The organism is Bacillus sp. FJAT-44742 (genome assembly GCF_002797315.1).
Lineage (GTDB): Bacteria > Bacillota > Bacilli > Bacillales > Marinococcaceae > Thalassorhabdus > Thalassorhabdus alkalitolerans.
Genome location: NZ_KZ454936.1, coordinates 2,107,530 through 2,132,306 on the forward strand (window position 1 = coordinate 2,107,530; position 24,777 = coordinate 2,132,306).

The 24,777-nt window shown below is 43.0% G+C and carries 25 protein-coding genes; 2 read left to right on the forward strand and 23 right to left on the reverse strand.

From position 1 onward, the window contains the following. Nucleotides 1-175: 175 nt before the first annotated feature. The gene (gene glsA, locus CEF17_RS10450) at nucleotides 176-1,111 is read right to left on the reverse strand and encodes a glutaminase A (protein WP_198153396.1); all 936 of its coding nucleotides are present in this window, start codon (nucleotides 1,109-1,111) and stop codon (nucleotides 176-178) included. A 135-nt stretch (nucleotides 1,112-1,246) separates the two neighbouring features. Between glsA and CEF17_RS10455 the strand changes: the two genes are divergently transcribed. Continuing rightward, nucleotides 1,247-1,750 carry a hypothetical protein gene (locus CEF17_RS10455; RefSeq protein WP_100399471.1) on the forward strand — a complete coding sequence of 168 codons (504 nt, stop codon included), beginning with the start codon at nucleotides 1,247-1,249 and terminating at the stop codon, nucleotides 1,748-1,750. A 49-nt stretch (nucleotides 1,751-1,799) separates the two neighbouring features. On the opposite strand, the gene CEF17_RS10460 is transcribed toward CEF17_RS10455, so the two are convergent. Both CEF17_RS10460 and CEF17_RS10465 read right to left on the reverse strand, forming a co-directional pair. Continuing rightward, the gene (locus tag CEF17_RS10460; RefSeq protein ID WP_100399472.1) at nucleotides 1,800-3,119 is read right to left on the reverse strand and encodes a PhoH family protein; all 1,320 of its coding nucleotides are present in this window, start codon (nucleotides 3,117-3,119) and stop codon (nucleotides 1,800-1,802) included. Nucleotides 3,120-3,350: 231 nt separating this feature from the next. Beyond that, nucleotides 3,351-3,806, reverse strand: coding sequence for a pyridoxamine 5'-phosphate oxidase family protein (locus tag CEF17_RS10465; RefSeq protein ID WP_100399473.1), 456 nt, complete (start codon nucleotides 3,804-3,806; stop codon nucleotides 3,351-3,353). 285 nt (nucleotides 3,807-4,091) lie between these two features. Here CEF17_RS10465 and CEF17_RS10470 point away from each other — a divergent pair, with 285 nt between their 5' ends. Beyond that, nucleotides 4,092-4,295: a YlaI family protein gene (locus CEF17_RS10470; protein ID WP_054635212.1), complete on the forward strand. Its 204-nt coding sequence runs from the start codon at nucleotides 4,092-4,094 to the stop codon at nucleotides 4,293-4,295. Nucleotides 4,296-4,355: 60 nt separating this feature from the next. Here the strand turns inward: CEF17_RS10470 and CEF17_RS10475 are convergent, their stop codons facing one another. From CEF17_RS10475 to CEF17_RS10570, 20 genes are all read right to left on the reverse strand, one after another. Then, nucleotides 4,356-5,387, reverse strand: coding sequence for a phosphotriesterase family protein (locus CEF17_RS10475; RefSeq protein WP_100399474.1), 1,032 nt, complete (start codon nucleotides 5,385-5,387; stop codon nucleotides 4,356-4,358). Further along, nucleotides 5,384-7,072 carry a long-chain-fatty-acid--CoA ligase gene (locus CEF17_RS10480; RefSeq protein WP_100399475.1) on the reverse strand — a complete coding sequence of 563 codons (1,689 nt, stop codon included), beginning with the start codon at nucleotides 7,070-7,072 and terminating at the stop codon, nucleotides 5,384-5,386. Before CEF17_RS10480 ends, CEF17_RS10475 begins: the two co-directional genes overlap by 4 nt. A gap of 46 nt (nucleotides 7,073-7,118) precedes the next feature. Next, nucleotides 7,119-8,330 carry an ABC transporter substrate-binding protein gene (locus CEF17_RS10485; RefSeq protein ID WP_232725487.1) on the reverse strand — a complete coding sequence of 404 codons (1,212 nt, stop codon included), beginning with the start codon at nucleotides 8,328-8,330 and terminating at the stop codon, nucleotides 7,119-7,121. 30 nt (nucleotides 8,331-8,360) lie between these two features. Continuing rightward, nucleotides 8,361-9,068 carry an ABC transporter ATP-binding protein gene (locus CEF17_RS10490; protein WP_100399476.1) on the reverse strand — a complete coding sequence of 236 codons (708 nt, stop codon included), beginning with the start codon at nucleotides 9,066-9,068 and terminating at the stop codon, nucleotides 8,361-8,363. Then, nucleotides 9,052-9,825, reverse strand: a complete 774-nt coding sequence (locus CEF17_RS10495) for an ABC transporter ATP-binding protein (protein ID WP_198509020.1) — start codon at nucleotides 9,823-9,825, stop codon at nucleotides 9,052-9,054. The genes CEF17_RS10490 and CEF17_RS10495 overlap by 17 nt, the downstream gene beginning before the upstream one ends. Further along, nucleotides 9,822-10,823, reverse strand: a complete 1,002-nt coding sequence (locus tag CEF17_RS10500; protein ID WP_100399478.1) for a branched-chain amino acid ABC transporter permease — start codon at nucleotides 10,821-10,823, stop codon at nucleotides 9,822-9,824. Before CEF17_RS10500 ends, CEF17_RS10495 begins: the two co-directional genes overlap by 4 nt. Continuing rightward, nucleotides 10,820-11,686: a branched-chain amino acid ABC transporter permease gene (locus CEF17_RS10505; protein ID WP_100399479.1), complete on the reverse strand. Its 867-nt coding sequence runs from the start codon at nucleotides 11,684-11,686 to the stop codon at nucleotides 10,820-10,822. Before CEF17_RS10505 ends, CEF17_RS10500 begins: the two co-directional genes overlap by 4 nt. 61 nt (nucleotides 11,687-11,747) lie before the next feature. After that, complete coding sequence (locus tag CEF17_RS10510; RefSeq protein ID WP_100399480.1) at nucleotides 11,748-12,731, reverse strand: quinone oxidoreductase family protein; 984 nt, start codon at nucleotides 12,729-12,731, stop codon at nucleotides 11,748-11,750. Between the two features lie 29 nt (nucleotides 12,732-12,760). Beyond that, nucleotides 12,761-13,537: an enoyl-CoA hydratase/isomerase family protein gene (locus tag CEF17_RS10515; protein WP_100399481.1), complete on the reverse strand. Its 777-nt coding sequence runs from the start codon at nucleotides 13,535-13,537 to the stop codon at nucleotides 12,761-12,763. 69 nt (nucleotides 13,538-13,606) lie between these two features. After that, the gene (locus CEF17_RS10520; RefSeq protein WP_100399482.1) at nucleotides 13,607-14,380 is read right to left on the reverse strand and encodes an SDR family NAD(P)-dependent oxidoreductase; all 774 of its coding nucleotides are present in this window, start codon (nucleotides 14,378-14,380) and stop codon (nucleotides 13,607-13,609) included. Between the two features lie 14 nt (nucleotides 14,381-14,394). After that, nucleotides 14,395-16,143, reverse strand: coding sequence for an acyl-CoA dehydrogenase family protein (locus CEF17_RS10525; protein ID WP_100399483.1), 1,749 nt, complete (start codon nucleotides 16,141-16,143; stop codon nucleotides 14,395-14,397). Further along, complete coding sequence (locus CEF17_RS10530) at nucleotides 16,082-16,891, reverse strand: 2-phosphosulfolactate phosphatase (RefSeq protein ID WP_100399484.1); 810 nt, start codon at nucleotides 16,889-16,891, stop codon at nucleotides 16,082-16,084. The genes CEF17_RS10525 and CEF17_RS10530 overlap by 62 nt, the downstream gene beginning before the upstream one ends. After that, complete coding sequence (locus CEF17_RS10535; protein ID WP_100399485.1) at nucleotides 16,892-17,971, reverse strand: phosphotransferase family protein; 1,080 nt, start codon at nucleotides 17,969-17,971, stop codon at nucleotides 16,892-16,894. A gap of 12 nt (nucleotides 17,972-17,983) precedes the next feature. Beyond that, on the reverse strand, nucleotides 17,984-18,400 hold the full coding sequence (locus CEF17_RS10540) for an acyl-CoA thioesterase (RefSeq protein ID WP_100399486.1): 417 nt from the start codon (nucleotides 18,398-18,400) through the stop codon (nucleotides 17,984-17,986). 26 nt (nucleotides 18,401-18,426) lie between these two features. After that, nucleotides 18,427-19,206 carry an enoyl-CoA hydratase gene (locus CEF17_RS10545; RefSeq protein WP_100399487.1) on the reverse strand — a complete coding sequence of 260 codons (780 nt, stop codon included), beginning with the start codon at nucleotides 19,204-19,206 and terminating at the stop codon, nucleotides 18,427-18,429. Then, nucleotides 19,206-20,090 carry a 3-hydroxyacyl-CoA dehydrogenase family protein gene (locus CEF17_RS10550; RefSeq protein WP_100399488.1) on the reverse strand — a complete coding sequence of 295 codons (885 nt, stop codon included), beginning with the start codon at nucleotides 20,088-20,090 and terminating at the stop codon, nucleotides 19,206-19,208. Before CEF17_RS10550 ends, CEF17_RS10545 begins: the two co-directional genes overlap by 1 nt. Nucleotides 20,091-20,157: 67 nt before the next feature. Continuing rightward, nucleotides 20,158-20,721 carry a TetR/AcrR family transcriptional regulator gene (locus CEF17_RS10555; RefSeq protein WP_054635203.1) on the reverse strand — a complete coding sequence of 188 codons (564 nt, stop codon included), beginning with the start codon at nucleotides 20,719-20,721 and terminating at the stop codon, nucleotides 20,158-20,160. 56 nt (nucleotides 20,722-20,777) lie between these two features. Next, entirely contained in the window at nucleotides 20,778-22,412 is a 1,635-nt protein-coding gene (locus tag CEF17_RS10560) for a long-chain-fatty-acid--CoA ligase (RefSeq protein WP_100399489.1), read from the reverse strand. A 67-nt stretch (nucleotides 22,413-22,479) separates the two neighbouring features. Continuing rightward, nucleotides 22,480-23,259 carry an SDR family oxidoreductase gene (locus tag CEF17_RS10565; RefSeq protein ID WP_100399490.1) on the reverse strand — a complete coding sequence of 260 codons (780 nt, stop codon included), beginning with the start codon at nucleotides 23,257-23,259 and terminating at the stop codon, nucleotides 22,480-22,482. 52 nt (nucleotides 23,260-23,311) lie between these two features. After that, on the reverse strand, nucleotides 23,312-24,544 hold the full coding sequence (locus tag CEF17_RS10570) for an acyl-CoA dehydrogenase (RefSeq protein WP_100399491.1): 1,233 nt from the start codon (nucleotides 24,542-24,544) through the stop codon (nucleotides 23,312-23,314). Between the last annotated feature and the right edge of the window lie 233 nt (nucleotides 24,545-24,777).

The window sequence follows — 24,777 nt, forward strand, 5'->3', positions numbered from 1 at the left end:
CTACTATGAACTCGTTGTAGTGCTATCATATAAGGTAAAGACAAAAAAAGCAAGATGCGGCAGCTAATTGTCCCAATTTCTTTCCTTTTATTACATGACCCAAAACCATACTGCAAGGAGAGACTGGTCCTTGCCTGCAGAGATCAGCGCTCACTTTCCTGTACACCATCCATGGTTAAAATATACTTAAATCAAATCGCTTGGAAATTGTTTCAAGAAGCTTCATCCCTGCCATACTATTTCCTTTTTCATCAAGGGAAGGACTATATATTCCTATCCCTACTCCAAAAGGGACCGCGCCAAGCACAGCACCGGATACCCCGCTTTTAGCTGGTATCCCTACTCTAATTGCAAACTCTCCAGAGGCATTATACATTCCGCACGTGACCATAAAGGTTTTGACTATCCTTGCAATATGAAGGGGGACAATTTGTCTTCCTGTACAAGGGTCCTTTCCCTGATTCCCAATAACGTAGCCAATTTTCGCCAAATCAAGGCAGTTTACCTCAATGGCGCACTGCTTTGTGTATAAATCCAGCAGCTCCTCAACGTCTCCTTTAATAACGCCGTGCTGTTTCATAAAATAACATAGAGACCGATTAAGATCTGCTGTTTCGTACTCTGATTTTGCTACTTCCTCTGAGTAAGTGATGTCTGTGTTATCTGTTAAATCATGTATGAATGCCAAAAGCCTGCCTAATTTTTCTTGACTCGTATTTCCATGAAGCATATTGGTTACCGCCAGCGCTCCAGCGTTAATCATTGGATTCAAGGGCTTTGAAGGAATCATTGTTTCGAGCTTACTTATAGAGTTAAAAGGATCTCCTGTCGGCTCCATCCCTACTCTTGAAAAAACCTCCTCCTCTCCTCTGTCCATTAACGCAAGAGCCAATGTTATAATTTTGGATACACTCTGCAGCGTAAACCTTTGTTCTTTATCCCCTGCTGTCAGCACATTGCCGTCTTCAAAAAACAGAGAACATGCGACTGCTCCAGGATCTGCTTTTCCCAGGGCAGGGATATAATCTGCAACCTTTCCATCCTTAGTATATAGTCTGACATCGTCAATCATTCTTTCTAAATCTTCCTTGCTGCAAATGGATGTGGCCATACTCTCCTCCTCCGTTTTCCTTTTCCTTATGTTTTGTATAAAATAATGTATTCATTCCTTTACCCTGCTTCAGAAATGAACAATCTATGATAGGATAGAATTATTGCAGTTTTAGATTCGAAAGGGAGGATATGTATGGACTTTATAGTAATGATTGAAGGGCGAATAAAACATACGATCACAATCGATCCTACAGTTTGGATTTTTGATGATAGAAAGGTTGACCTTACCACATACTTCGATGAGCTTCATGATGAAAACGATCACCTTGAAGATTATAAGAAGGCTGTGTCAAAACAATGGGATAAAGAAATTTCTGAAGGAGCCCAGGTTCCTAAGAGATCTTCGACAAATACGATCCGCACAAAAAAAGAAGCTCTTATTAATGGAACATTTGGCATCCCTTTCGCTCCATTTTTAGAGAACGCAGAGCCTTCAGCTGATGCGTCCCAGGTTGTTGTGGAAACAAAATCTGGCGAACAGTTTCCATACTCCCTTCAAGAAGGAAAAAACTTTATTATCGGTTTTTCTCATGAAGGAAAGCCGTTAAAAGAAACCGGGCCAATCCACGTTTATGAGAAAAACGGCTGCAACAAAGACAACCCTATCAAACATGTTGTGAAATTTATTGTCAAATAAGAAAAGGGAGATAGAGCTGCCTCTTTCTCCCTTCTTTTAATTCAGTGACTTATAACAGGTCAGCTGCCAGCTGGGCGAGTCCGGAACGCTCACCTTTTTCAAGCTTCACGTGTCCACTTTCCCTTTGTGACTTAAAGGTTTCCACGACGTAGGCAAGACCATTGTTCAACTCATCAAGGTACGGGTGGTCAATTTGGGCAGGATCGCCCATTAGTACAATTTTACTTCCTTCTCCAACCCTTGTAAGAATGGTTTTCACTTCGTGCTTGGTCAAATTTTGAGCTTCATCTATGATGATAAATTGATCAGGAATGCTTCGACCCCTGATGTACGTCAACGCCTCAACCTGTATTGAACCCATTCCGGCTAGTATCTGGTCAATTTCCCCGGGCTTTTTTGTGTTAAACAAAAATTCCAGATTATCGTAAACGGGCTGCATCCAAGGCCTGAGTTTTTCCTCTTTTTCTCCAGGAAGAAAGCCGATGTCTTTCCCTACCGGTACAACCGGCCTAGCCACTAACAGCTTGTTATAGCGGCCTAGATCTTCCGTCTGCAGCAAGCCTGCCGCAAGAGATAATAACGTCTTTCCTGTTCCTGCTTTTCCCGTTAAAGTGACAAGTGGTATATCTTGTCTTAACAAAAGCTCTAAAGCCATTTTTTGTTCAACATTTCTTGGTTTAATTCCCCAGACTTGATCAAGCTCTGTTAAAAAAGGCCTGATCACTTTTCCAGTTTCATCTACTTTTCCAACAGCTGAAGCAGAACCGCCGAGAATATCCTTCAGTACAACAAATTCATGGGGCCGCAGTACATCTTTTCCTATTTCTGAAACCGCCAACGATTGATCTTTATAATACTTATTCAGGACTTCAGCGGGTACTTTCGTGCGTAAATGACCACTGTAAATATTATCGTATTCTACAACCCTGTCACTTAGAAAATCCTCAGCTATAATACCAAGTGCATCAGCTTTGACTCTTACTAACGCATCTTTGCTTACAATCACTACAGTTTTTTGCCCTTCTACTTCATTTTGCAGATTTTTAGCTACAGCTAAAATGCGATTATCATTCGTCATTTCTGCGAACGTTTCTTTTAAGCATTTAAAAGAGCGGTGATTAAGTTCTACCCTGACTCTGCCTCCGCCTTGCGTTCCTACTCCTTCATGTAGTTTCCCTTTGCCTCGCAAGCCATCTAATATTTTCGAAACATGACGAGCATTACGGCCAATCTCATCCATATACCGTTTTTTTGAATCCACTTCTTCTAACACGACAGCTGGAATCACTACTTCATGCTCTTCAAATTGAAATATAGCACGTGGGTCCTGCAATAGGACATTTGTGTCTAATACATAGATTTTTTTCAATAGGCTTCCTCCCGACTAACGAGTCTCATACCTAAACCTTTCTGTTATCATCTAACTCTAGGAGTGAGTAGTTAAAAAAGATTCTTATTACTTACTATGCATGAATGGCTATAATATTGACGGCGTTTGAGGATTTGTCCATAAAACTTTCCCTCATGTATTCTTTAACAAATTACCTGGCTACTCTTTCATTAAAAGAATAAAAAAAGCCAAACCAGGAGACCTCCCGGCTTAAGCCTTTTTCATCGCATCCATTACTTGTTTGTCAAGCTTAGCTGCTGCTTCTGCATCATATGTTTTTTCATAGCTTGGTTCTGTAGAAATGCGTGCACCATAAAACATCACATCTCGAATTTCATCAATGGATAATTCAATCAGAGCAAGTTTAAGAGGGACACCATCCAGCTTCTCTGCTTTAATGCTTGCCTTTCCCGAAATTGAATACGTGGAGCCGCTGCCAATGACAGTCATTGTCATACCATGGTTCTTTTTGATATTTTCCACAATTCGGGAGCGGTTATCAATAGCGAAACAAACACGTTTGCTGTCCGGGGCAAACACCCAGGAAATAGCATTTACGTTAGGTATGTTCGTTTCGTAATCTACCGTAGCTATCGTGACATATCTTTCTTTTTGTAATAGTGGTAATAAATCCTCAGTTAACTGTTGTTCAACTTTGTTTGCCATTAGAACAAACCTCCCATCAATAGTCGCCCTTACTTAAAAGCTTTCTACATTTTTGTATGCATTTACTTTATCTTTACCTGGATCACACTGCCCTAAAACTACCTTATATATGTTATACGACGCAACCCCTGTAAAATCCTTGTACTCTATATTATTTCTCTTCTTTATAATAAATGGCCAATCACACGCTTTTCCAGGTCATAGGCAAGTAGTCGGCTGTTCTTTCCCATGTTATACTAAGAAAAGGCAATACAATTAACGATTGAGATGAACTGAGGTGGAATCATGAAAGTGAAATGTGTCATTTGTGATACAATTAATGACTTAAAAGATGATTCCCCTTTAGCCAAACGACTTAGAAACAGGCCGATCCATACCTATATGTGTGATCCCTGTCATGAACGTATAAGTGAAAAAACTAATGAACGTTGGGCTAGCGGGAATTTTACTATGTATCAAAGCAAAACAAAAGAGGATAACTGGAAATAAGTAAGAGTGTCTTTGTGATATATGCTCACCTAGACACTCTTTTTTTATTTTATGACCAATTTATGATAAGCCTGCTTTTCCCGCCTGATTGTTTTTTTCTGCTTCCTCCTTTCTGCCTGTAAATATGTGCATCGGATTCTCGTTTAAAATCTTATTCAGCTTTTCTTCCGGACAGCCTTTTTCCTTCATCATAGGAATTATTCTTTCAAATAAGTGAACAGGAGTCCAATTACTTAACAAATGGGCGATTGATTCAGGAAGAATCGGCTCTTTTCCAAGCCAGATATTAACCGTGTCTTGAGATAAAAGAAGCTGTTTTTCATATCCCAGGGCAGCCAGCCCTAAAAAAACTGCCATCCTTTCTTCATCGGCAGGAGCCCCCACTATTCCTTGCAGGCCAAAACGATCAAACGCTACATACACTCCCTGCTTTAATACTTCTAAATGTTCATGAATATCTGTTGTCCCGCACATATGCCCAATCACTAATTTTGATGGATCAGCTCCATGCTCAAGTAAGAGTTTTACTTGTTCAGGCCCCATGGTACCTTCTTGTGTATGAGTGAGAATGGGAATTCCTGTCTGCGCCTGAACTTTCGCTCCAGCCCGAAAAAACATCTTCTCATATGGAGTGATTTCACCTTTGCTGGATGCAAGCTTAATTATGCCTGGCTTAATACCTGTTCCCTCAATTCCTTCCGTTACCTCTGTGAGAAATAATTCGTATATTTCATCTTCTGCCGTTCCAAGGCTTTGACGAAATGTAAAGTAAGGTGTGGCTCCTTCCCCTTCGTAATAGTAACCAGTCGAACATATAATCTGAAGACCCGTGGCCTCAGAAATTTCTCGCAGCAATAAGGGATTCCTGCCACAATCATTTGGAGTTGGATCAATTACTGTTTCAACTCCATGCTTCATTATCTGCTCTGCTACTTCAATACCTTGATTACGTTTTTCATTCCAGTCAAACCTTCCTCTTGTAAAGTCTCCGTGGAATCCTGGATAGCCAAAAAAGAAATGTTCATGGACGAGCGTTTTTCCAAGCTTACTTGCATCAACCGGACCTGTCACTGTTTCTACACGTTGATTCAAGCCTCCTCCTCCTCTCGCGCCCGGTTCCATTCCCTATCCTGAAGAGTACGCCAAAGTATTTTACCGCTTGCAGTCTTGGGAAGCTCTTCGAGAAAATTGATTTCTTTTGGCGTTTTATAAACAGCCATTTGGTTCCGGCTCCAATCTATTATATTTTGTGCCAGTTCTTCACTAGGTTCGTATCCCTCTTGAAGGACCACATAGCCTTTAACCACTTCCCCTGTCCTTGGATCAGGAGCCCCTACCACACATGCCTGATGGACAGACTCATGCTGATAAAGAACCGATTCTATTTCTGAAGGCCATACTTTAAAACCTGCTGTGTTAATCATGCGTTTTTTTCGATCAACCATAAAAAAGTAGCCCTCAGGATCCATATATCCTATATCTCCGGTACGGAAATAAGTAGTTCCGTCCTTTTGAATATACGATTCAGCAGTTTCTTCAGGCCTTCGCCAGTACCCTTTAAAAACCTGAGGACCTGATACGGCAATCTCTCCCTGCTGGCCAAGTGGAATCTCTTCACCAGCTGATGGATCGAGCATAATTACATCTACATCAAATGAGGGAATCCCTAAGCATTGAAGTTTAGGACGATCTGGAGGATTGAAATGAGTTTGTGACATCGTTTCACTTAACCCGTACCCTTCACAGTACGTGATCCCCGTAAGCCGCTGCAGCTTTTTCCCTACCGCCTCTGGCAAAGGAGCACCTCCGCCGCCTATGACTTGTAATGACGATAAATTCTTCTTTTCGATCTCTGGGTGTGAAAGAAAATCTACTACCATGGTGCTGATATTGATCCAATTTGTGCACCCATAATCCTCAATCAATCTCACAGCTGTTTCTCGGTTCCAGCGGGTCATAATCACGATGGCCCCTCCTGCAAAAAGAGGCGCATTCATACTGTGCTGCATTCCGGTCACATGGAACCAGGGCAAAGAAGCAAAGGAGACACTATTTGGCGTCATGCTCATCCAGTCCTTAGCTCCTACAAGATTGGCCTGTATGGAATAATGAGTATGCATGCACCCTTTCGGCCTTCCGGTTGTCCCTGATGTGTAGGGCAGACAGGCAAGATCTTCACTATTAACAATGACAGGAGATAATTCATACTTGCTTTCCCTCATGTCCTCCCAAGTATGAATTCCTTCATTTGATTGACTATCCTCAGACCGAAGCATTGCTTCATCCGGGAGATTCTTCTGATACGTTGGAGTTGATACAAAGTCGCCGTAAGATGCAGCTAATATATTTTTCAATGTTGTTTGGCCCAGGTGTCCTTGGACGTTTCCAAGGAGCTCCTGCCCTGCGATCGCGATTTCAGCTTCACTGTCTTCAATATAAAACGCGATTTCCTGTTCCTTGTTCATAGGATTTACCGGGACCACTACGCCACCTGCTTGTAAGATCCCGTAATATGAAATAAGAAAGGAAGGAGAGTTTTGCATGTATAAAATAACACGGTCGCCTTTTTTCATATGCCATTCCTTTTGCAAAAACGCTGCAAGCCTGTTTACTTCCTTATAAATAGTTTCATAGGTAAAAGTTGAACCATAATAATATACAGCAACCTTATCCGGATAACGCTTTGCAGATACGTTTAAATTATCAACAATGGTAGTTTTTGGAACGCTTAACGATGATGGAAGCCTTTTGGGCCAGTATTTTAACCACTCTTTCATCCAGATCCTCCTCTACATTGTTCCTATGAAGAAACTGCATGTTGCATTATTCCTCTAAAACAACAATTTCACCGTTTTCTACAGCGGCTGCTCCGCCCAGCCAATCAAACCCTTGATCCTCTACTCCTTCTAAATACCACACGATGTCCTCTTCATCCAGTGCTTTTACTCCTTCGTCCATGGCCGCCATAATAGCCTGGGCATCATCTACTGAACCAGATGCTTTCATAGCCTCTACGAGTACATACATCGCCTGGTAGTTAAAAGCACTTTCAGAGGTTGGAATTCTGTCATACTGTTCCTGGTAGCCAGTGTTAAATGCTTCTGCGCCGGCAGCATCACTTTTAAGCTGAGGCAATACGCCCACGGCTCCTTCTAATCTTTCATAACCTCCGAGAACCGCTTCCATTTCTTCAAGCTTCGCTTGGTCCATAACCATAAATCCTCCCTCAAAGCCAAGCTCTTTTGCTTGATCAATAACTAACGCTGTAGGTTCTGAGGCACCGCCGACAAATAAAACATCAGGGTCAGAATTTAAGGCATTGGATACAATGTTATAAAAATCAGTGTCCTGACTAAAATCAATTTCCCCATCAAACACTATTTCTCCGCCAGCTTCCTCCCACTCTGGTACAATGGTTTCCGTCCAGTCCTTCCCATATTGCGTGGCTGTTGGAAGCAGGGCAAGGCGCTCTCCAAAGTTCTCCATCTGGTAATCAATAAAGAAATCAGGGTACATCGTGTAAGCCGGCGGGATTCTAAGTGTTAGCTCATTCCCCTGCTCTAACACATCCGGTTCACTTGTATATGCTGCAATTAAAAACTCTTCCTCTTCATTAAATACTTGCGTGGCAAACACTCCTCCGCTGTGAGGAACGAAAACGACAGCTGTATCATTTTCCTGAACGAGGCGTCTTGCGTTTGTACCTGCTTCATTAGGAAGATACATATCATCATAGGCAATAACGTTTACTTTATAGGTCACACCATCTATTTCAAATCCTTCTTCATTAATTTCCTCCGCTGCCATTCTCATGCCATTTAACGTATTTTCACCGTAGTAAGCAGCCGGGCCGCTTAATGGGCCAGTATATCCGATATTAACTACCTCTTCATCTCCTTCCACATCCACTTCAGTTTCTACTTCTGCCTCCCCGCCGTTTTGTCCGTCTGCATCCGTTCCTGTTTCCTCTGCGCACCCAGCTGTCACCATAAGCATTCCACCTAAACCAATGAACCACCAAGCCGAATTTTTCATAGTCATCCCCCTTTTTATTAATAAAGAAAGCTATGCCCCAATGTACGCCTTGCGAATATCTTCATTGTTCATCAGTTCTTTCTGAGTGCCCTCCATGACCACACTGCCGTTTTCAAGTACATAACCTCTGTTTGAAATTTTCAACGCAGCATGTGCATTTTGCTCAGCTAACAACACAGTGACTCCAGTCTTGTTAATCTCACTGATTGTTTCAAACATCTGCTCAACAATAAGAGGAGCAAGCCCTAAAGAAGGCTCATCGAGGAGTAACACAGAAGGCTTTGCCATGAGAGCCCGTCCAATGGCAACCATTTGCTGCTGCCCACCGCTTAAAGACCCGGCGGGATCCTTCCTTTTTTCTTGTAAAATAGGAAACAAATCATAAACACTTCGAAGCTGTTCCTCCTGGACTTTCTTTTCTCTCCGGTGAACATAGCTTCCCATTTTCAGATTTTCAAGGACTGTCATGGCAGGAAAGAGCATCCTTCCTTCTGCACACTGGACAATCCCTTTTTTCACCATAAAGCTGGGGGGTTTACCAAGGATAGAGGCCCCTGCGGCCTCCATACTGCCTTCCTGAACCTTTACCAGGCCGCTGACTGCCTTAAATAAAGTTGACTTGCCGGCTCCATTGGAGCCTAAAAGAACGACTAACTCTCCTTGTTCAGCGTGTAAAGATACATTTTCCAACGCTTTAAAACTTCCATAGGAAACAGAGACATTATCCAGTTTCAACATTTTCCTCACCTCCAAGATAAGCTTTGATCACTTCAGGGTTATTTTTTATTTCCTCGGGTGTCCCTTCTGCTATCTTGCTTCCATGATTTAAGACGATGATATGGTCAGCTAACGACATAATCATTGGCATTTTGTGTTCAATTAAACAGACAGTGACTCCATTTCTAACAATTTTTTTGATTAAGGAGGCAAGTTCTACTGTTTCATCAGGATTTATACCAGCCGCCGGTTCATCCAGAAGGAGCAGCTCAGGGTCTGTTGCAAGAGCAAGTGCAATCGCAGTTCTTTTTTGTTCCTCCTGAGTAATGGAGTGAACAGGGTTGTTTTCCAAATGTGACAGTCCTACAAAATCGAGCATCTCTCTAGCTTTTTCATAACACTTTTTTTCTTCATTTTTTTCACGTTTCGTCCGAAAAATAGCATCAATGATTGTTGCTTTGGTACGAACCCGATGGCCGATTAACACGTTATCAATAACTGTGGACTGCTCAAATAAATGAGTTGTTTGAAAGGTACGGCTGATTCCCAGAGCAGCTGTCTTATGCGGCGGTGTTTTGGTAATATCTCTGCCGTTGTATTGAATGGACCCTTTTGTCGGCTGATGAAAACCGCTTATTAAGTGAAAGAACGTGGATTTGCCGGCACCATTCGGTCCTATGACAGCTGTAATGGTCCCTTTTTCAATTACAGCATCCACTTCATTTACTGCCGTAAGTCCGCCGAAGGATTTTGTTAAGCCATTAATCGTAAGCATCAGGACCGGGCCTCCTTTACGCTGTTCTCTTTCCCTGTATGAATAGACGGCTTTTTCTTAAAATTCCTTTTCATTTTCCACATATAATACTGCCCTACAATTCCTTGAGGATAGAAAAGAATTAACAGGACTACGATAGGTCCGAAAATGAGCATGCGGTATTCCTCTAAAAATTGAAGGGACTGGGTAAGGGTCACAACAATAATTGTCCCCACAAGAGGTCCTGCCAACGTCCCGATTCCACCTACCAGCAAGTACAATAGAATTTCAAACGCAACTTCTATATAAGCGATTTCTGGTCCCAGAAATCTTATATACGAGGCGTAAAGAATCCCGGCGAGACCTGCAAATATGGAGGAGAGCACAAAAGCAAGGAGTTTGTTTTTCATCACTGAAATCCCGATTGTTTTTGCAAGGTCCTCACTGTTGCGAATAGCGGTAAAGGTTCTTCCCAGCAGAGAATGAACGATTCTTCTCATAAGAAAAATCGTTACGAGAAGAAAAAAGATCACAAAATAATACTGGCTGGTGATTGACTGAAACGTCACGGGACCGATGCCATCGGGTGCGGAAATTCCTATCAATCCCCTGACTCCTCCCGTCAGTTCATCCCATTTATAAATGACAAGATAAATTAAGAAACCTACAGACATGGTGTAAATCGCAAAAAAATGTGATTTAGTCCGCAAAGCGACAAGCCCAATCAAAAGGCCAAACACAGCCGTTATAGCGAGTGAGAGAAAAAAAGCTGCCCAAAAAGGAATTCCTGCATTTAACGTAAGCAGGCCCAGCGAGTAGGCACCTATTGCGAAGAATCCTGCGTGGGCCAGTGATAGCTGGCCAATATAGCCGGTGATCAAATTAAGACCGTACACCGCAATTGACCAAATCCCTATCAATATACCAATTTGGATAAAATACTGGTTCGGCAGGATGAGGGGAAATAATAAAGCAATGACAGCCAAAGTAATGAGCCATCCATGTTTTTTAAAAAAAGTCATCCTTGCACCCCCCTGACAAACAGCCCCGTAGGCTTAACGGTCAAAATAAGAACAAGCAGAACAAAAGCAATTAAATCACTGTATTCGGCTGAAATATAAGTTGCTCCCAGGCTCTCTGAAATTCCCAGGATATAGCCTCCTACAATTGCCCCGGGTATGCTTCCCATCCCTCCAAGAATGATAATGACGAAAGCTTTCATTATAACGAGATTCCCCATACTCGGATAAACCAGGTTGATGGGAGCTGCCAGTGAAGCAGCAGCAGCAGCCAGGCCGCCGGCAATAGCAAAGGTCAGCATAGCCACTTTGTTTGCATTGATCCCAACCAGAAAGGCTCCTTCCCTGTTTTGAGCCATCGCGACTATAGAAGAACCTGTCATCGTTCTTGTTAAAAAAAGATGTAGGATAAGCATCAAAAACAAAGCCGCTCCAATGATAATCAATCGCTGCAAAGTAACGGTCATCCCAAGAAAATTAATGGATTCTCCATACGGAGTAACCATGCGTTGGTACTGACTTCCCCAGACCAAATGAGCAAAGGCTTCCAGAAAAAAGAGAATACCAATGGCTGCAATCATCATGGGAAGAGGATTATTTTGATCAAGACGGCTGAACACCAGACGTTCAGTTATTATCGCAAGCAGGGCCACCATTAAAACTGATATACCTACGGCAAGCCAGTAGTGTACCCCCATTGCTGTCATGACAGTCAAAGTAAGATAAGCTCCAATCATGTACATTGCTCCATGGGCAAAATTCGGAACATGCAAAATGCCAAATATAAGAGTTAAACCTAAAGCAACCAGACTGTAAACGCTTCCAATCGTAATACCGTTAAACACTTGCTGAAAGAGAAATTCCATTGTATTCCTCCTTACAGAATTTTTTTGCAGAAAATTCTGGTATTAAAGTGGCTGCTTACTGTTATGGTACAAGAATAAGTTTCCCTGACGTTTCTCTTCCTTGAAGCTTTCGGTGAACATCAGCTGCTTCTTCGAGGGGGAAGACGCCGCCGATTTTGAGCTTAACCTCTCCTTTTTGAATGTAGGTAAAGATATCTTTTAAGCTGCTTTCCAGCAAGTGAGGCTTACTCATGATCTGCGGCAGGAAAAAACCGATGACACTTTGATTTTTTTCCATTAATGAAGAAGGATAAAATCTGCTTTGCTCCCCGCTTGCTACTCCATAAATGACCAGCCTCCCAAAGGGAGCTAAACAATTCAGAGTCTGGTTAAAGACTCTTCCGCCAGCCATTTCCAAAGCCACATCCACGCCTTTTCCTTTTGTTATTTCCATGGTCTCTTCTTCCCATAGCTCGTTTGTATAATCAATGGTGTGATCGGCTCCAAGCTCTTTGGCAAATTGTCTCTTTTCTTCCGTACTGGCTGTACCGATGATCTTTCCCGCTCCAAAAATTCTGGCAAGCTGAACCGCAAATATCCCAACTCCCCCGGCAGCCGCATGAACCAGAACGGTTTCCCCCTTCTCCATTCTCCCCATAGTTTTTAAAACATGGTAAGCACTTAACCCTTGCAGTGGGATGGAAGCAGCCGTCTGTTCATCAAGATTTTCCGGAAGGGGGATAAGTGCTCTTTCGTCAGCTACTGTGTACTCCGCATAGCCTGTCGCACGTCTGCTTCCCAATAAGGTCACAACCCTGTCTCCAGCTTTAAATCTTTTCACACCCGCCCCTGTTTCAATAATAACCCCGGCTACCTCAGAACCAGGGACATACGGCAGAGGAGTGTCAACAACATACTGACCTTCTCTTCTTGCCGTATCTGCATAATTAACACCTATTGCCTTAATTTCGATGAGTATTTCATTTTCTTTTGGGCTCGGTTTCTCTAAATCTACAAGACGTAGTACGTCAGGACCGCCAAATTTCTCTAACTGTACTGCTTTCATCCTTAATTCCTCCTTGTATACAAATAGTTTTATCTTCCTGAAAAGGATGGTGCTCTCTTTTCCACAAAGGCTTGTACGCCTTCTTGATGGTCTTCACTTGCCACCATCAATGTTTGTGAGATTCGCTCCTCCTGAAGTATTTCTTCAAGGGAAGCATTCAATGAATGATCCATTACCTTTTTCATCATGCCGTAAGCCCTTATTGGCCCTCTGGCAATCCGGGCGGCGTAGGACTCTGTCTTTTCTTTCATTTCATCAGGATCAAAAAGCTGATTTACTATGCCCATTTCATAGGCACGCTCAGCTTCAATCGCTTCTCCGCTAAACATAATTTCTTTCGCACGGTGAATTCCCACTAGTTTTGGAAGGAAGTATGAGCCGCCTCCATCAGAAATTAATCCCACTTGTCCAAAACTCATCGCAAACTTACTGTCTTTGGATGACACGATCAGGTCACACGCTAACGCCAGGTTGAAGCCCGCTCCGGCGGCAAAACCGTGAACCGCTGCAATGATAGGCTTTTCAACTCTTTTAATTTTTTTAATAACTTCATTTAAGCGTTCAATATGGCTATACACCTTTGCCGGTGTGGCCTCTCCCATGCTTTTCACGTCTCCTCCAGCACTAAAGGAACGACCCGCGCCTGAAAGGACAACCGCTTTCACGGCACTCTTTTCTTCTGCCTCGGACAAGGCTTGAAGTAATCCTTCCATCATATCGGGACTGAAAGCATTTAGACGTTCAGGCCTGTTTAAGGTTACATGCATAACTCCTTGTCTCTCTTCAACCAGTAAGTGATTACTCATCGTTTCTCCTCCTTTTTTAGATCCCTTCTTGCGAAGAAGGAAGTCACCTTGATCAATCTTTAAAGCCTATTATTTTGCCAGCCATCCCCCATCTGCGAGAAGGTCGCTTCCAGTCATATAAGACGCTTCCTCTGAGGCAGCAAAGGCAATCACATTGGCTATCTCTTCAGCCCTTCCTGTTCGTTCAAGAAGCGTGTGACGCCTGACGGCTTTTTGAAATTTTTCGTTTTCCAGACTTTTTTCTGTGAGCGGCGTATCAATAAAACCAGGAGACACAGAATTAACCCGGATTCCAAAAGGAGCACATTCACTAGCCATTGTTTTTGTAAGATTTAGAACTCCTGCTTTCGAAGCACTATAGTGAGGAATATTATTTCCTGGCTTATGGCCGGATAAAGATGATACATTCACGATGGACGGTCTTACGTGAGGCTGTCTGTCAGTATCTTTCTTTAATAAAGGGAGCAGTTCTTTAGCGACAAGAAAGACACTGTTTAGATTTAAACGCTGGACACTTTCCCATTCATCCAAGGAAAGAGAGAATAAGCTGCCCTTCATTCCTGATCCACCTGCATTATTGATAAGAATATCCAGATGGCCGTACTTGTCTTCAATAAAGCCGGCCAGTTCATGCACCTCCTTTTCCACAGTAACATCTGCTTGAAAGACGTCAGCTTTGCCCCCTTCCTCTTTTATTTCACTCTGTACCTTCATCAGCTTTTCTTTCGTACGGCCAGTGAGGATGACTTCCCCTCCCTCTCTGGCAAATTTCTTTGCTGTGGAAGCTCCAATGCCGCTTCCTCCTCCGGTAACAAGTACAAAATAGTCATTGAATTTCCCCATTGCTTTCCTCCCTGTTAGACAGAATAAGCATATTGACTGTACATCCAATCAGCGATTTCTCTTTTCCCTTGTAAACTACCAGGGAAATGAAAGGATAAGAGTCGGTTGTAAATGGCTTCTCTAACCTCCCCTGAGCTTTCTTCCAGCAGCAAGGAAGGCTCCAGCTGGCGGATAAGGGAAATAACAGAGCAAGCCGTGTCCTCTAAAATCGTTTCTGTAAGGAGATGCTTGATCTTTTCTTGTTGTTCAGAATTGGCAGCTGCAGCCTTTTTAGTACGAAGGACAGCTGATTCTGCAGCATATAGAAGAATGGCTATCTCTGAAAGCTTCATCACGACCTCTTGTTTATCTTCTAACTTCTCCCCATATACATCCTGAGCCTTGGCGATGAGAATGAGAAAGGAAGCTCTGACAGTATTGAGAAAATCCTCCCAGCTTTGACCTTTTTGTGATAATATTTCTTTGGCTCCACTGTGGGCTGCCTGAAATGCCAGTTCCCCTTTTAACGATTTTTTCATAAACTGCCCAGATACAAGAAGACGATTAATTTCATTCGTTCCTTCAAAGATCCGATTAATTCTCGAATCCCTGTACATTTGTTCGATTCTGTATTCTTTTATAAAACCTGCTCCTCCATGAAGCTGCACAGCCTCGTCAGTGACCTGATCGAGCGTTTCAGATCCATATACTTTACAGATCGCGCATTCAAGAGAGAATTCAGCTAATTTCCTTGTAACGATAGATGAGTCATTTTCTTCATACAGCTCACCTAAAGCTTCTTCAAGTAAAAAAGCTGTCCGGTATTGAAGAGATTCAGAGGCATATAGTCTTGCAGCCATCAAAGCTATCTTTTCTTTCGTCGCTCCAAAATCAGCGAGCTTTCTTCTGAATTGCTTCCTTTCCCCAGTATGAGTTAATGCAAGCTCAAATGCCTGTTTGGATGCACCAGTACAGGCTGCTCCCAAATTAAAGCGTCCAAGGTTTAAAACGTTAAATGCGATAAGATGACCTTTCCCTGTTTCCCCGAGAAGATTTTCCACAGGAACCTGGCAGTCTTCCATGATTACTGACCTCGTTGATGAACCGCTGATTCCCATTTTTTTCTCCTCGGGTCCAAGGCTTAAGCCAGGAAAATCTTTCTCTACAATAAAGGCAGAAAACTGACCATCAATTTTGGCGTAAACAATAAAAGTATCGGAAAAAACCGCATTCGTGATATAAATCTTTGTTCCGTTTAATAAATAATGAGTTTTCTCGTCATTAAGGACTGCTGTTGTTTTACCAGACATGGCATCCGAGCCGGCAGAGGGTTCTGTTAAGCAGTAAGCTCCGAGATATTCACCACTTGCAAGCTTTGGAAGATACTTTTCTTTTTGATATGCTGTTCCATAGTAAGTAATGGGAAGCGTTGCAATGCACGTATGATTGGAATGAGCAACCCCGTAGCTGCCTGTTCCTCCAATCGTCTCTCCAACCAGTGCTTTGCTTATTTTATCCAGCCCCAGTCCCCCGTAAGATTCTGAGACACTGTGAGCTAATAAACCCAGGTTTCCAGCTTCTTTTAATAGGCGGACGGTCAAATCAAAATCTTGATTTTCTATTGCCTCTCTTTGAGGCTCCACTTCTTTTTCAACAAACTGCCGGGCAGTTTTCGCAATCATTTTCTGTTCTTCGGTGAAATCCTCCGGGGTAAATATTTCTTCATGGCCTTGTTGATGGACGAGGTAAGAGCCTCCTTTGGTCTGTGTGCTCACTTCCTTCACGCAATTGTCCTCCTTCATCAATAATCGACCCGTCTGCCTGCATACAAGGGACGATATTCATTGTATTTTTGTTAGCGATAAACTCCAGATCCTCATGAAGACCAAAGCTTTCAAGCATGATGCCGACAGAGGAGCCTCCGAGAATAGGGAGAGCTTCATCTTTGTGACCTTCGTAAAAAAGGTGAGCAGAGCGGGCAGCATCTGTCAATGTCAGCTTAGGATCTGCCTGTAACAGGCAGTGCAGGTAATGCCCGGCACCGTAGAAATCCTCTATACAAAACTCCCCGGCTGAACCGGCACAAATAATAACGATTCCCGAACTCATCTCTTTTACTGTCTCATCAGCCACAGCCTGGTTGTTTAATAGAGAGGAGGCGAACACCCGCCTGGCTGAACTTGACTTCCTGATCGCCACTGTCCCGTTGGTCGTACAAAGAATAACCGATTTTCCTCGCACCTTGTTTTTAAGAGAAAGAGGGGCCGGCAGATGAAAACCTTCTATTGTAATGCCATTATTTTCCCCGGCCACTGAGCACGCATTTTCTTCGAAGTCTTTTTTTCGAGTAAGGGCTTCCTCTCCCGTTAACACAGGAATGACTTCTGCTGCGCCGCACTCCAATACTGACGTAATCGTGGAGGTGGCAAGCAGGATGTCAAACACCACTACTGTTTTTCCTTCCAGCTTTCTTTCATCAATGTCTTCTTTTTTAAAAAGAAGGTGTACCTTCTTTTGCTCTTTGTTACTCATTTACATTATCCCTTTACGTGAAATGTAGTCTGCGTGCTGAATTAAGGCTGCTGTTGTCTGATAAAATTTTGAAAAGCGCTGGTCGTTTGTCTGCCCTTTCTTATACCGGTAATAAATCTGCTGGGCGATAACAGCCAGTTTGAAATAAGCAAAGGTTAGATAAAAATCAATATTTTCTACATCTCTGCCCGTCTCTTTGGCATACTGTTCAACCACATCACGCCTTGTATAAAACCCAGGCTGAACAGTGGCAGGAGGCTTTCCAAAGCCCTTTTGCAAAAGCTCAGGGTCGCCGCTTTCAATCCAATAGCTAAGGGTTACACCCAAATCAGCTAAAGGATCCCCCACTGTGGCCATTTCCCAATCAAATAATCCAATGATCTTAGAAGGATCAGCAGCATCAAACATCGCGTTGTTGAATTTAAAATCGTAATGTATAACGGAAGCTTCCTTTGTTTCCGGTATTTTTTCAACCAGCTGCTTTTTCAGTTCATTTTCGCCTGGTACATCATGTGTCTTCGCACGCTCATATCGTTTAATCCAGCCCTGAACTTGCCTCTGCATAAACCCATCTGGCTTTGTCATTTGCACAAGGGGGGTATCTTTGTAGTCCAGACTGTGAAGTTCTGCCTGCGTCTTAACCATGACCGAAGACAGCATTTTTCCTGCTTCCGGAGTAGACTTCAGGCTTTCTGGAAGGTCTGTATCTATCACCACTCCTCTTCGCCTTTCCATGACGAAAAAGGGGCTTCCAATAATTCCATGATCATCAGAGAACACATAGGGACGAGGAGCAAGTGGAAAAGAAGGATGAAGCGCTTTCAAAACCTGATACTCTCTTTCCATATCATGAGCTTTTGGAGCGACAGGTCCTAACGGCGGCCTCCTCAGCACCCCCTCCCAATCCCCGGCTTTTACCTCATAGGTTAAATTCGAATGACCTGAGGGAAACTGATTCATTTGCAGGGGCTCGTCAGGAAAATCTTCAATTGTCTTGCGCAGAAATTCCTCTAGACGCTCTATGTTTACCTCTTCACCTTCCCTGACCGGGATGGTATCTTGAAAAGTAAAAGAACTCATGTACATCACTCCTTACTCCTGGGGAGTTACAGCTGATCCACTTCTGTAGCTTTTTAAGGTTTCAATCATATCCGGTGTCAGCGGCTTTGTTTTTTGTTCGTCAAAATCAAAGTGCACAATGACTGCTTTTCCTTTAGCTGTCAGTCCCTGCTCACCATATATTTCATGATCGATGTGAAAGCTTGAATTACCGATGCGGCTGACTGAGGATTCAACCTCAAGATGCTGCCCAAAATACGACTGCTGGATGTAATCACAGGTGGTAGAGGCTAAAATAAACGGCCACCGGCCAATTTCCTCCATTATTCCTAGATCTCGAAAAAGCTCCACCCTGGCTTCTTCTAAATAAATAAAATAGCTAATATTACTTACATGACCAAGAGCATCTGTTTCACTGACTCTGATTTTTACAGGGAGTCTGTGGACCATCTTCGAGAGCCTCCTTTTGTTTTCTATTATCGATGCTCAAATACCGGCTTCCTTTTTTCAATAAAGGCCTGTACTCCTTCTTTAATGTCTTCTGTCTGGAACACTTCTTCAAACAGTTCTGCTTCCTTTTCTAATCCATTGTATAACCCTGTTTCCACTCCTCTGTCCACCGCTTCTTTAATCCGTGAAAGCGATTCAAGGGAATAGCCGGCGATCTTTGAAGCCATTTCTGTTGCTTTCTTTATTCCCTCTCCTTCTGGTACCACATGGTTTACGAGTCCAAGCTTTACCCCTTCCTCAGCTGTTACCGGCTCTCCTGTGAACATGAGTTCCTTTGCTTTAGCTTCTCCAATCAGTCTTGGAAGGCGCTGTGTGCCTCCACCTCCTGGAAACAGCCCAAGCTTCACTTCAGGAAGGCCGATTTGCGCATGAGACTCTGCAATTCTTATGTCGCAGGTCAAAGCTAATTCGCAGCCGCCTCCAAAAGTCAGGCCGTTTAAAACGGCTATGGTAGGCTTAGGAAGGAAATCGATCTGGTTCAGCATTTGGTGGGTTTTCATTACGTCTTCCTTCATGCCTTGTTTACCGATGGATTCAGGAAACTCCTTAATATCAGCTCCTGCCATAAAGGCTTTCTGTCCTGCGCCTGTAAGAATCACAGCAATGATCTCCTTGTCACTTTCCACATCAGTAAATACTTCCCCAAGCTCTTTGGTGACCTGTTGATTCATAACATTTAATGGAGGGTTGTCAATTGTGACAATGCCTATTCCTTGTTCTTTTCTAAGACTTACAGTTTCACCCATTATTGCTTCACCTCGGTTTTTGAATAATCATACCAGCCTTTTCCAGTCTTTCTTCCCAGCTCTCCAGCTTTTACTTTTTCCTCAACTGTTTTTGCCGGTTTATCTTTTGGGTCTCCCGTTTCTTCGAAAAGCTGCAAATTTGCGTAGTAACCTACGTCTATCCCTGACAGATCTGCAATCTCAAAGGGCCCTAATGGATGACTTAACGCCTTCTTACAAATAAGATCAATATCCTTGTAATCAGCGTAGCCTTCCTCATATAGAGTTATGGCTTCCTTAGATAAAGCAAATAACAGGCGGTTTGCAATAAATCCATAAATCTCTTTGTGAAGCAAAACCCCTGTCCGTCCGATTTTCTGGCAAAGCTCCATTGCAAGCGCCGCTGTTTCCTCGGATGTTTGTTCACTTTTGACCACTTCCACACAGTCCATCACAAGAGGAGGAAAGAAAAAATGCATATTGCAGACCTTGTCAGGCCTTGCAGTTACCTCAGCCACCTTGGAACTAACGATTGTTGAACTATTTGTCGCAAGTATGGCATGGGAAGGGGCAATCCGATCCACGTCCGCAAACACCTCACGCTTAACATCCAGCTTCTCAACCACTGCTTCTATTACCACGTCAGCTTGTCCGGCTGCTGTTTCCAGACTGGTAGTAAAATGAAGATTCGAAAACGCCCGGTTCTTCCCTTCTTCGGTTATCTTTCCTTTCGTCAACCACTTAGCCATAATGCGCTGTAATTCAGCTTCGGCTTTGACAAGAGCTTCTTCTTTTACATCCTGCAAGTGAGTTTTGTACCCGGCTAAGGCAAACAACATGGAAATTTGATGCCCCATTGACCCAGCACCCAGTACAGCAATGTTCTTTACATCCTCTGCTTTCATTTCCTCCACACCTTCCCTTCGTATACTGACCAGTTAGTATGTTTGTGGCAGAAAGGACTAATGTCCTTTACGTTTCGATTCCATGAAGAATCATATCAATGTAGATACGTGCTACTTCTTGATCTGAAAACTCCCCTTCAGGATTAAACCAGTTATAGCTCCAATTGCACGCTCCCAAGATACCAAGAGCGACTATTTCAGGATTGAGGTCTTTTCGGAACTCGCCTTCTTTAATACCGGCTTTAATAACATCGGTCATTCCTGTTCTGATTTGGTCACGTTTTCCTTTAATGAATTCTAGGTTTTCTTTGTTCAAATGACGCATTTCCCGAAAAAAGACTCTAGCGTTCGTTCCTTGCGTTTCTATGTTTCGTAAAAGCATATATACAAGCTCATAGACCTTGGCCCGGTTATCCAGCGTCTCATTGCGAAGGATTTCATGCTGCTGGGTTAAGAGCCTTTCCATGTAATCCAAATGAATGTTCATGAGGAGCTGTTCTTTGCTTTGAAAATAATAATAAAATGTCCCTTTTGTCACTCCGAGACAGTTTACAATATCCTGAATCGACGTATTCGAAAAGCCAGCCTTTTCAAAGAGAGCAATGCTTGTTTCATAGATTTTCTGCTTCATAAAGAACCCCTGCCTCTTATTCTTTTTTACACGTAGTATAGCACACTCACCGGGCACTACAGGGGGCTTTGTTTTTCTGCTGCTTGTTTTCTCGCTTCTTCTTTAATCGCTCGGCGCAGTATCTTTCCTACATTGGTTTTTGGCAGCTGCTGTCTGCTCTCAATGTAGCTTGGGACCTTATAGGCCGCCATATTATGTCTGCAAAATGAGATCAGTTCTTCTTCTGTGGCACTTTTGCCATCTTTAAAAACAACCACGGCTTTCACGGCTTCTCCCTTATATTTGTCCGGAATCCCAACGGCCACAGCTTCCTGTACCGCTTCATGCTCATACAGGACTTCTTCGATGTCTCTCGGGTAGATATTGTACCCGCTTGCGATAATTAAATCCTTTTTCCGATCAACAATATAAAGATAACCATCTTCATCCATCTTCCCAATATCTCCCGTATACAGCCAGCCGTTCCGAAGAGCTATGGCAGTTTCTTCAGGCATGTTCCAGTACCCTTTCATCACCTGGGGGCCCTTAATGATGACTTCCCCTGTCTCACCAGCCTTCAATTCCTTTATCCCTTCTCCCAAATCTACAATTTTACATTCAGTAGAAGGAAGAGGAATTCCTACACTTCCTGGTTTTCTTTCGCCAAAGGACGGATTAACATGGGTTGTGGGAGAGGTTTCTGACAGACCATACCCTTCAAGTATGGTGGAACTCGTTTTATTTTCAAAAGACCTCATCAATTCTAAAGGCATCGGAGCACTCCCGCTGTTGCATACTTTAACGCTGTCGATACCATAGCTCTCTGCCTCAGGATGACTGTTAAGGGCTACGTACATCGTTGGAACTCCAGGAAAGGAAGTGGGCTGCTCTCTTTTGATCGTCTCCAGCACTTCTTCCAATTCAAAACGAGGGAGCATAACGCTGAGTGATCCAGAATAGACCGATAGATTCATACATGCCGTCATGCCGAATACGTGAAACAGAGGAATTACAGTTAAATACCTTTCTTCTCCCTTCTTTAAATCATGCTTAAAGAACTCATAGGTTTGTGTCAGGTTCGCGATAAGATTCCTGTGAGTAAGCATCGCTCCTTTTGAACGCCCTGTTGTGCCTCCAGTATATTGTAAAACTGCTGTGTCTTCTCCAGGGTTGATCTTTGGAGGCTCAACCTTATCTGTTCCAGAAGCCAGAAAGTGGGAAAAGGGAATATAATTCTCTTCTTCTGATCCTTCCTTCCCCTTCAGGTCCACAGTTACAACATTCTCTAATGATAGACTGTCTTGAACCTTTTCAAGTACAGGAAGAAGATCCTTATATATGACAAGTACTCTTGCACCAGAATCATTTAAAATGTGAGTCAGCTCCCGGCCTACCAGCATCGGATTAACCTGCGTGACTACAGCACCGGCGGTAAGGATGCCATAATAGCTGATAACATATTGAGGACAGTTAGGAAGCATAATCGCCACTCGGTCCCCTTTTCTTATACCTTTTTTCTGAAGGGCGGAAGCAAAGGCAGATGTTCTGTACTGAAGCTCTTTATAAGTCATTGTCTGCCCATAAAACGACAATGCTTCCTTTTCCCCATACTTTCTTACAGTGTCCTTCAGCATGTCTGGAAGTGAAATCTCAGGTATATCAACTTCATGCGGGATATCTTCGGCATAATGCTTCAGCCATACGTTTGGCATATCAACCACCTCCATGAGATTTTAGCCACTGTCCGGAGTTAAATAAAGGCGCCATTTTCTGATCTGATTAAAGGGCGTTCATTCCCCCGTCTACAGCAATCGTTTCCCCTGTCACGTAATCTGAGGCTCTGGAAGCTAAAAACAATGCTGCTCCCATTAAATCCTCATCTCCTCCTAAGCGTTTCAGAGGTGTTCGTTCAATAATCATCTCTTCCCCTTGCTCAAGAAGACCTTTTGACATTTTTGTTGGAAAAAAACCAGGAGCAATGGCATTCACATTAATATTATCCGGGCCTAACTTGGCAGCCAGATCTTTCGTGAAAGTGATCACTGCACCTTTGCTTGCATTGTAGCCGATCGTGTCCATAAACCTAGGATCAGATCCGTTTAACCCTGCCACAGAAGCAATATTTATGATTTTCCCTCTTTTGCGCTCAGTCATATGTCCGGCTGCAGCCTTTGACATGAGAAATGCACCTGTGACATTTACATTCATTACTTTTTGAAAGGCTTCGAGTGGCATCTCAAGGAAAGGAGCTCCCCAGGTTGCGCCACTATTATTCACCAGAATATCGATCGAACCAAATTCCTTCATCGTTTCTTCCACCACATGGTTGACTTGCTCTTCATTGGTGACATCACAAGCTAATGCAAGAGTTTTTACCCCTTTCTCTTTGCAAAGTTCAGCCACTTCTTCGCACGCGTCCACCTTTCTGGAACAAACGACAATATTAGCTCCAGCATCTGCAAAGGCAAGCGCCATTTGTCTGCCAAGACCTCTTCCTCCCCCGGTGACAATGGCTGTCTGGCCCTGTAACCCAAATAAGCTTTCTATTTTGCTATCCATAATCAACCACCCTTAGGATGAAATTTTTAAAAGTAAACGGTTACATTTCTCTTCACAAAACTTCCTGCTTTCGTTTCATGCGTTGTTCTTTTAACTCCAGCCTGGCGATTGACCTTCTATGGACCTCATCGGGGCCATCAGCCAACCGTAATGTTCTAATGCCTGCAAAAGAATTAGCTAATGGAAAATCTTCGCTGACGCCTGCTGCACCTAATCCTTGAATTGCCCGGTCAAGAACCTTTAAAGCAATGTTTGGAGCTACAACCTTGATCATGGCGATTTCTTTTTTGGCTACTTTATTTCCGACTTTGTCCATCATGTCAGCGGCTTTCAGCACAAGAAGCCTCGCCTGTTCAATTTCTATCCTGGAATCTGCAATCCATTCTTGAATGACCCCTTGCTCAGCAAGTGTCTTTCCAAAGGTAACTCTGCTGTCCACTCTCTCGCAAAGTATTTCTAATGCTCTCTCTGCAGCACCGATTGTTCTCATGCAATGGTGAATCCTGCCAGGGCCCAGTCTGCCTTGAGCTATAGCAAATCCTTTCCCTTCCCCAAGAAGAATGTTTTCTTTAGGTACCCGGACATTTTCAAAGGTGATTTCTGCATGACCATGAGGAGCATCATCATAACCAAATACCGGAAGCATTCGTTCCACTTGAATTCCTGGTGTATTCATTGGCACCAGTACCATGGATTGCTGTTCATGCTTCGGTGCATCCGGGTTTGTTTTCCCCATAAATATGAGAATCTCGCAACGTGGATCTCCCGCTCCGGAAGACCACCATTTTCTCCCGTTAATTATATATTCATTTCCGTCCTCCCGGATATCAGCTTGAATATTGGTGGCGTCTGAAGAGGCGATATCAGGTTCTGTCATGCAAAATGCAGATCTTATTTCCCCCTCTAATAGCGGCTTCAGCCACCTTTTTTTGTGTTCTTCACTTCCGTATCTGACCAGCACTTCCATATTACCGGTATCCGGCGCATTGCAGTTAAAGACTTCAGGAGCGATAGCTGATCTTCCCATGATTTCACATAAAGGAGCGTATTCAAGGTTTGTAAGCCCAGACCCAAGGTCACTTTCAGGTAAAAATAAATTCCAAAGCCCTTTTTCTCTTGCTTTTTTCTTTAATTCTTCCATAATTGGAGGAATCGAGGAAAAACGGCCGCCTTGATTATTTAACTGTTCTTTGTAGGTTTGTTCATTTGGATAAACATAACGTTCCATAAAATCCTGGACTTCTTTTTGAAGATATTCTACTTTTTCGCTATAGGTAAAATTCATTTTCTTCCTCCCTTCATACTAACCGGTCAGTATGTTACAACCATAAAAAATAAACCTATGAAATTAACCTTTCAAATTTTAACAATTAGGTTCTCTTTAAATATAATGTCTGGTTGTAAAAAAATCAATATATTATTTAAATTTTCTAACTATTAATTTTCTCATCAGCTTGCTTGCTCTTATTAATAAACAGCAACACTCTCTACTTATCCATGTTATAACCTAATAAAAAG

Bases quoted from the DNA above. Each gene is read 5' to 3' on its own strand.
- CEF17_RS10455 (WP_100399471.1), top strand. From the start codon at position 1,247: ATGGACTTTATAGTAATGATTGAAGGGCGAATAAAACATACGATCACA.
- CEF17_RS10485 (WP_232725487.1), bottom strand. From the start codon at position 8,330: ATGAAAAATTCGGCTTGGTGGTTCATTGGTTTAGGTGGAATGCTTATG.
- CEF17_RS10545 (WP_100399487.1), bottom strand. From the start codon at position 19,206: ATGGGTGAAACTGTAAGTCTTAGAAAAGAACAAGGAATAGGCATTGTC.
- CEF17_RS10530 (WP_100399484.1), bottom strand. From the start codon at position 16,891: ATGAGTAACAAAGAGCAAAAGAAGGTACACCTTCTTTTTAAAAAAGAA.
- CEF17_RS10540 (WP_100399486.1), bottom strand. From the start codon at position 18,400: ATGGTCCACAGACTCCCTGTAAAAATCAGAGTCAGTGAAACAGATGCT.
- CEF17_RS10490 (WP_100399476.1), bottom strand. From the start codon at position 9,068: ATGTTGAAACTGGATAATGTCTCTGTTTCCTATGGAAGTTTTAAAGCG.
- CEF17_RS10500 (WP_100399478.1), bottom strand. From the start codon at position 10,823: ATGACTTTTTTTAAAAAACATGGATGGCTCATTACTTTGGCTGTCATT.
- CEF17_RS10470 (WP_054635212.1), top strand. From the start codon at position 4,092: ATGAAAGTGAAATGTGTCATTTGTGATACAATTAATGACTTAAAAGAT.
- CEF17_RS10505 (WP_100399479.1), bottom strand. From the start codon at position 11,686: ATGGAATTTCTCTTTCAGCAAGTGTTTAACGGTATTACGATTGGAAGC.
- CEF17_RS10560 (WP_100399489.1), bottom strand. From the start codon at position 22,412: ATGCCAAACGTATGGCTGAAGCATTATGCCGAAGATATCCCGCATGAA.
- CEF17_RS10515 (WP_100399481.1), bottom strand. From the start codon at position 13,537: ATGAGTAATCACTTACTGGTTGAAGAGAGACAAGGAGTTATGCATGTA.
- CEF17_RS10565 (WP_100399490.1), bottom strand. From the start codon at position 23,259: ATGGATAGCAAAATAGAAAGCTTATTTGGGTTACAGGGCCAGACAGCC.
- CEF17_RS10465 (WP_100399473.1), bottom strand. From the start codon at position 3,806: ATGGCAAACAAAGTTGAACAACAGTTAACTGAGGATTTATTACCACTA.
- glsA (WP_198153396.1), bottom strand. From the start codon at position 1,111: ATGGCCACATCCATTTGCAGCAAGGAAGATTTAGAAAGAATGATTGAC.
- CEF17_RS10535 (WP_100399485.1), bottom strand. From the start codon at position 17,971: ATGAGTTCTTTTACTTTTCAAGATACCATCCCGGTCAGGGAAGGTGAA.
- CEF17_RS10510 (WP_100399480.1), bottom strand. From the start codon at position 12,731: ATGAAAGCAGTACAGTTAGAGAAATTTGGCGGTCCTGACGTACTACGT.
- CEF17_RS10550 (WP_100399488.1), bottom strand. From the start codon at position 20,090: ATGAAAGCAGAGGATGTAAAGAACATTGCTGTACTGGGTGCTGGGTCA.
- CEF17_RS10570 (WP_100399491.1), bottom strand. From the start codon at position 24,544: ATGAATTTTACCTATAGCGAAAAAGTAGAATATCTTCAAAAAGAAGTC.
- CEF17_RS10555 (WP_054635203.1), bottom strand. From the start codon at position 20,721: ATGAAGCAGAAAATCTATGAAACAAGCATTGCTCTCTTTGAAAAGGCT.
- CEF17_RS10520 (WP_100399482.1), bottom strand. From the start codon at position 14,380: ATGGGGAAATTCAATGACTATTTTGTACTTGTTACCGGAGGAGGAAGC.
- CEF17_RS10480 (WP_100399475.1), bottom strand. From the start codon at position 7,072: ATGAAAGAGTGGTTAAAATACTGGCCCAAAAGGCTTCCATCATCGTTA.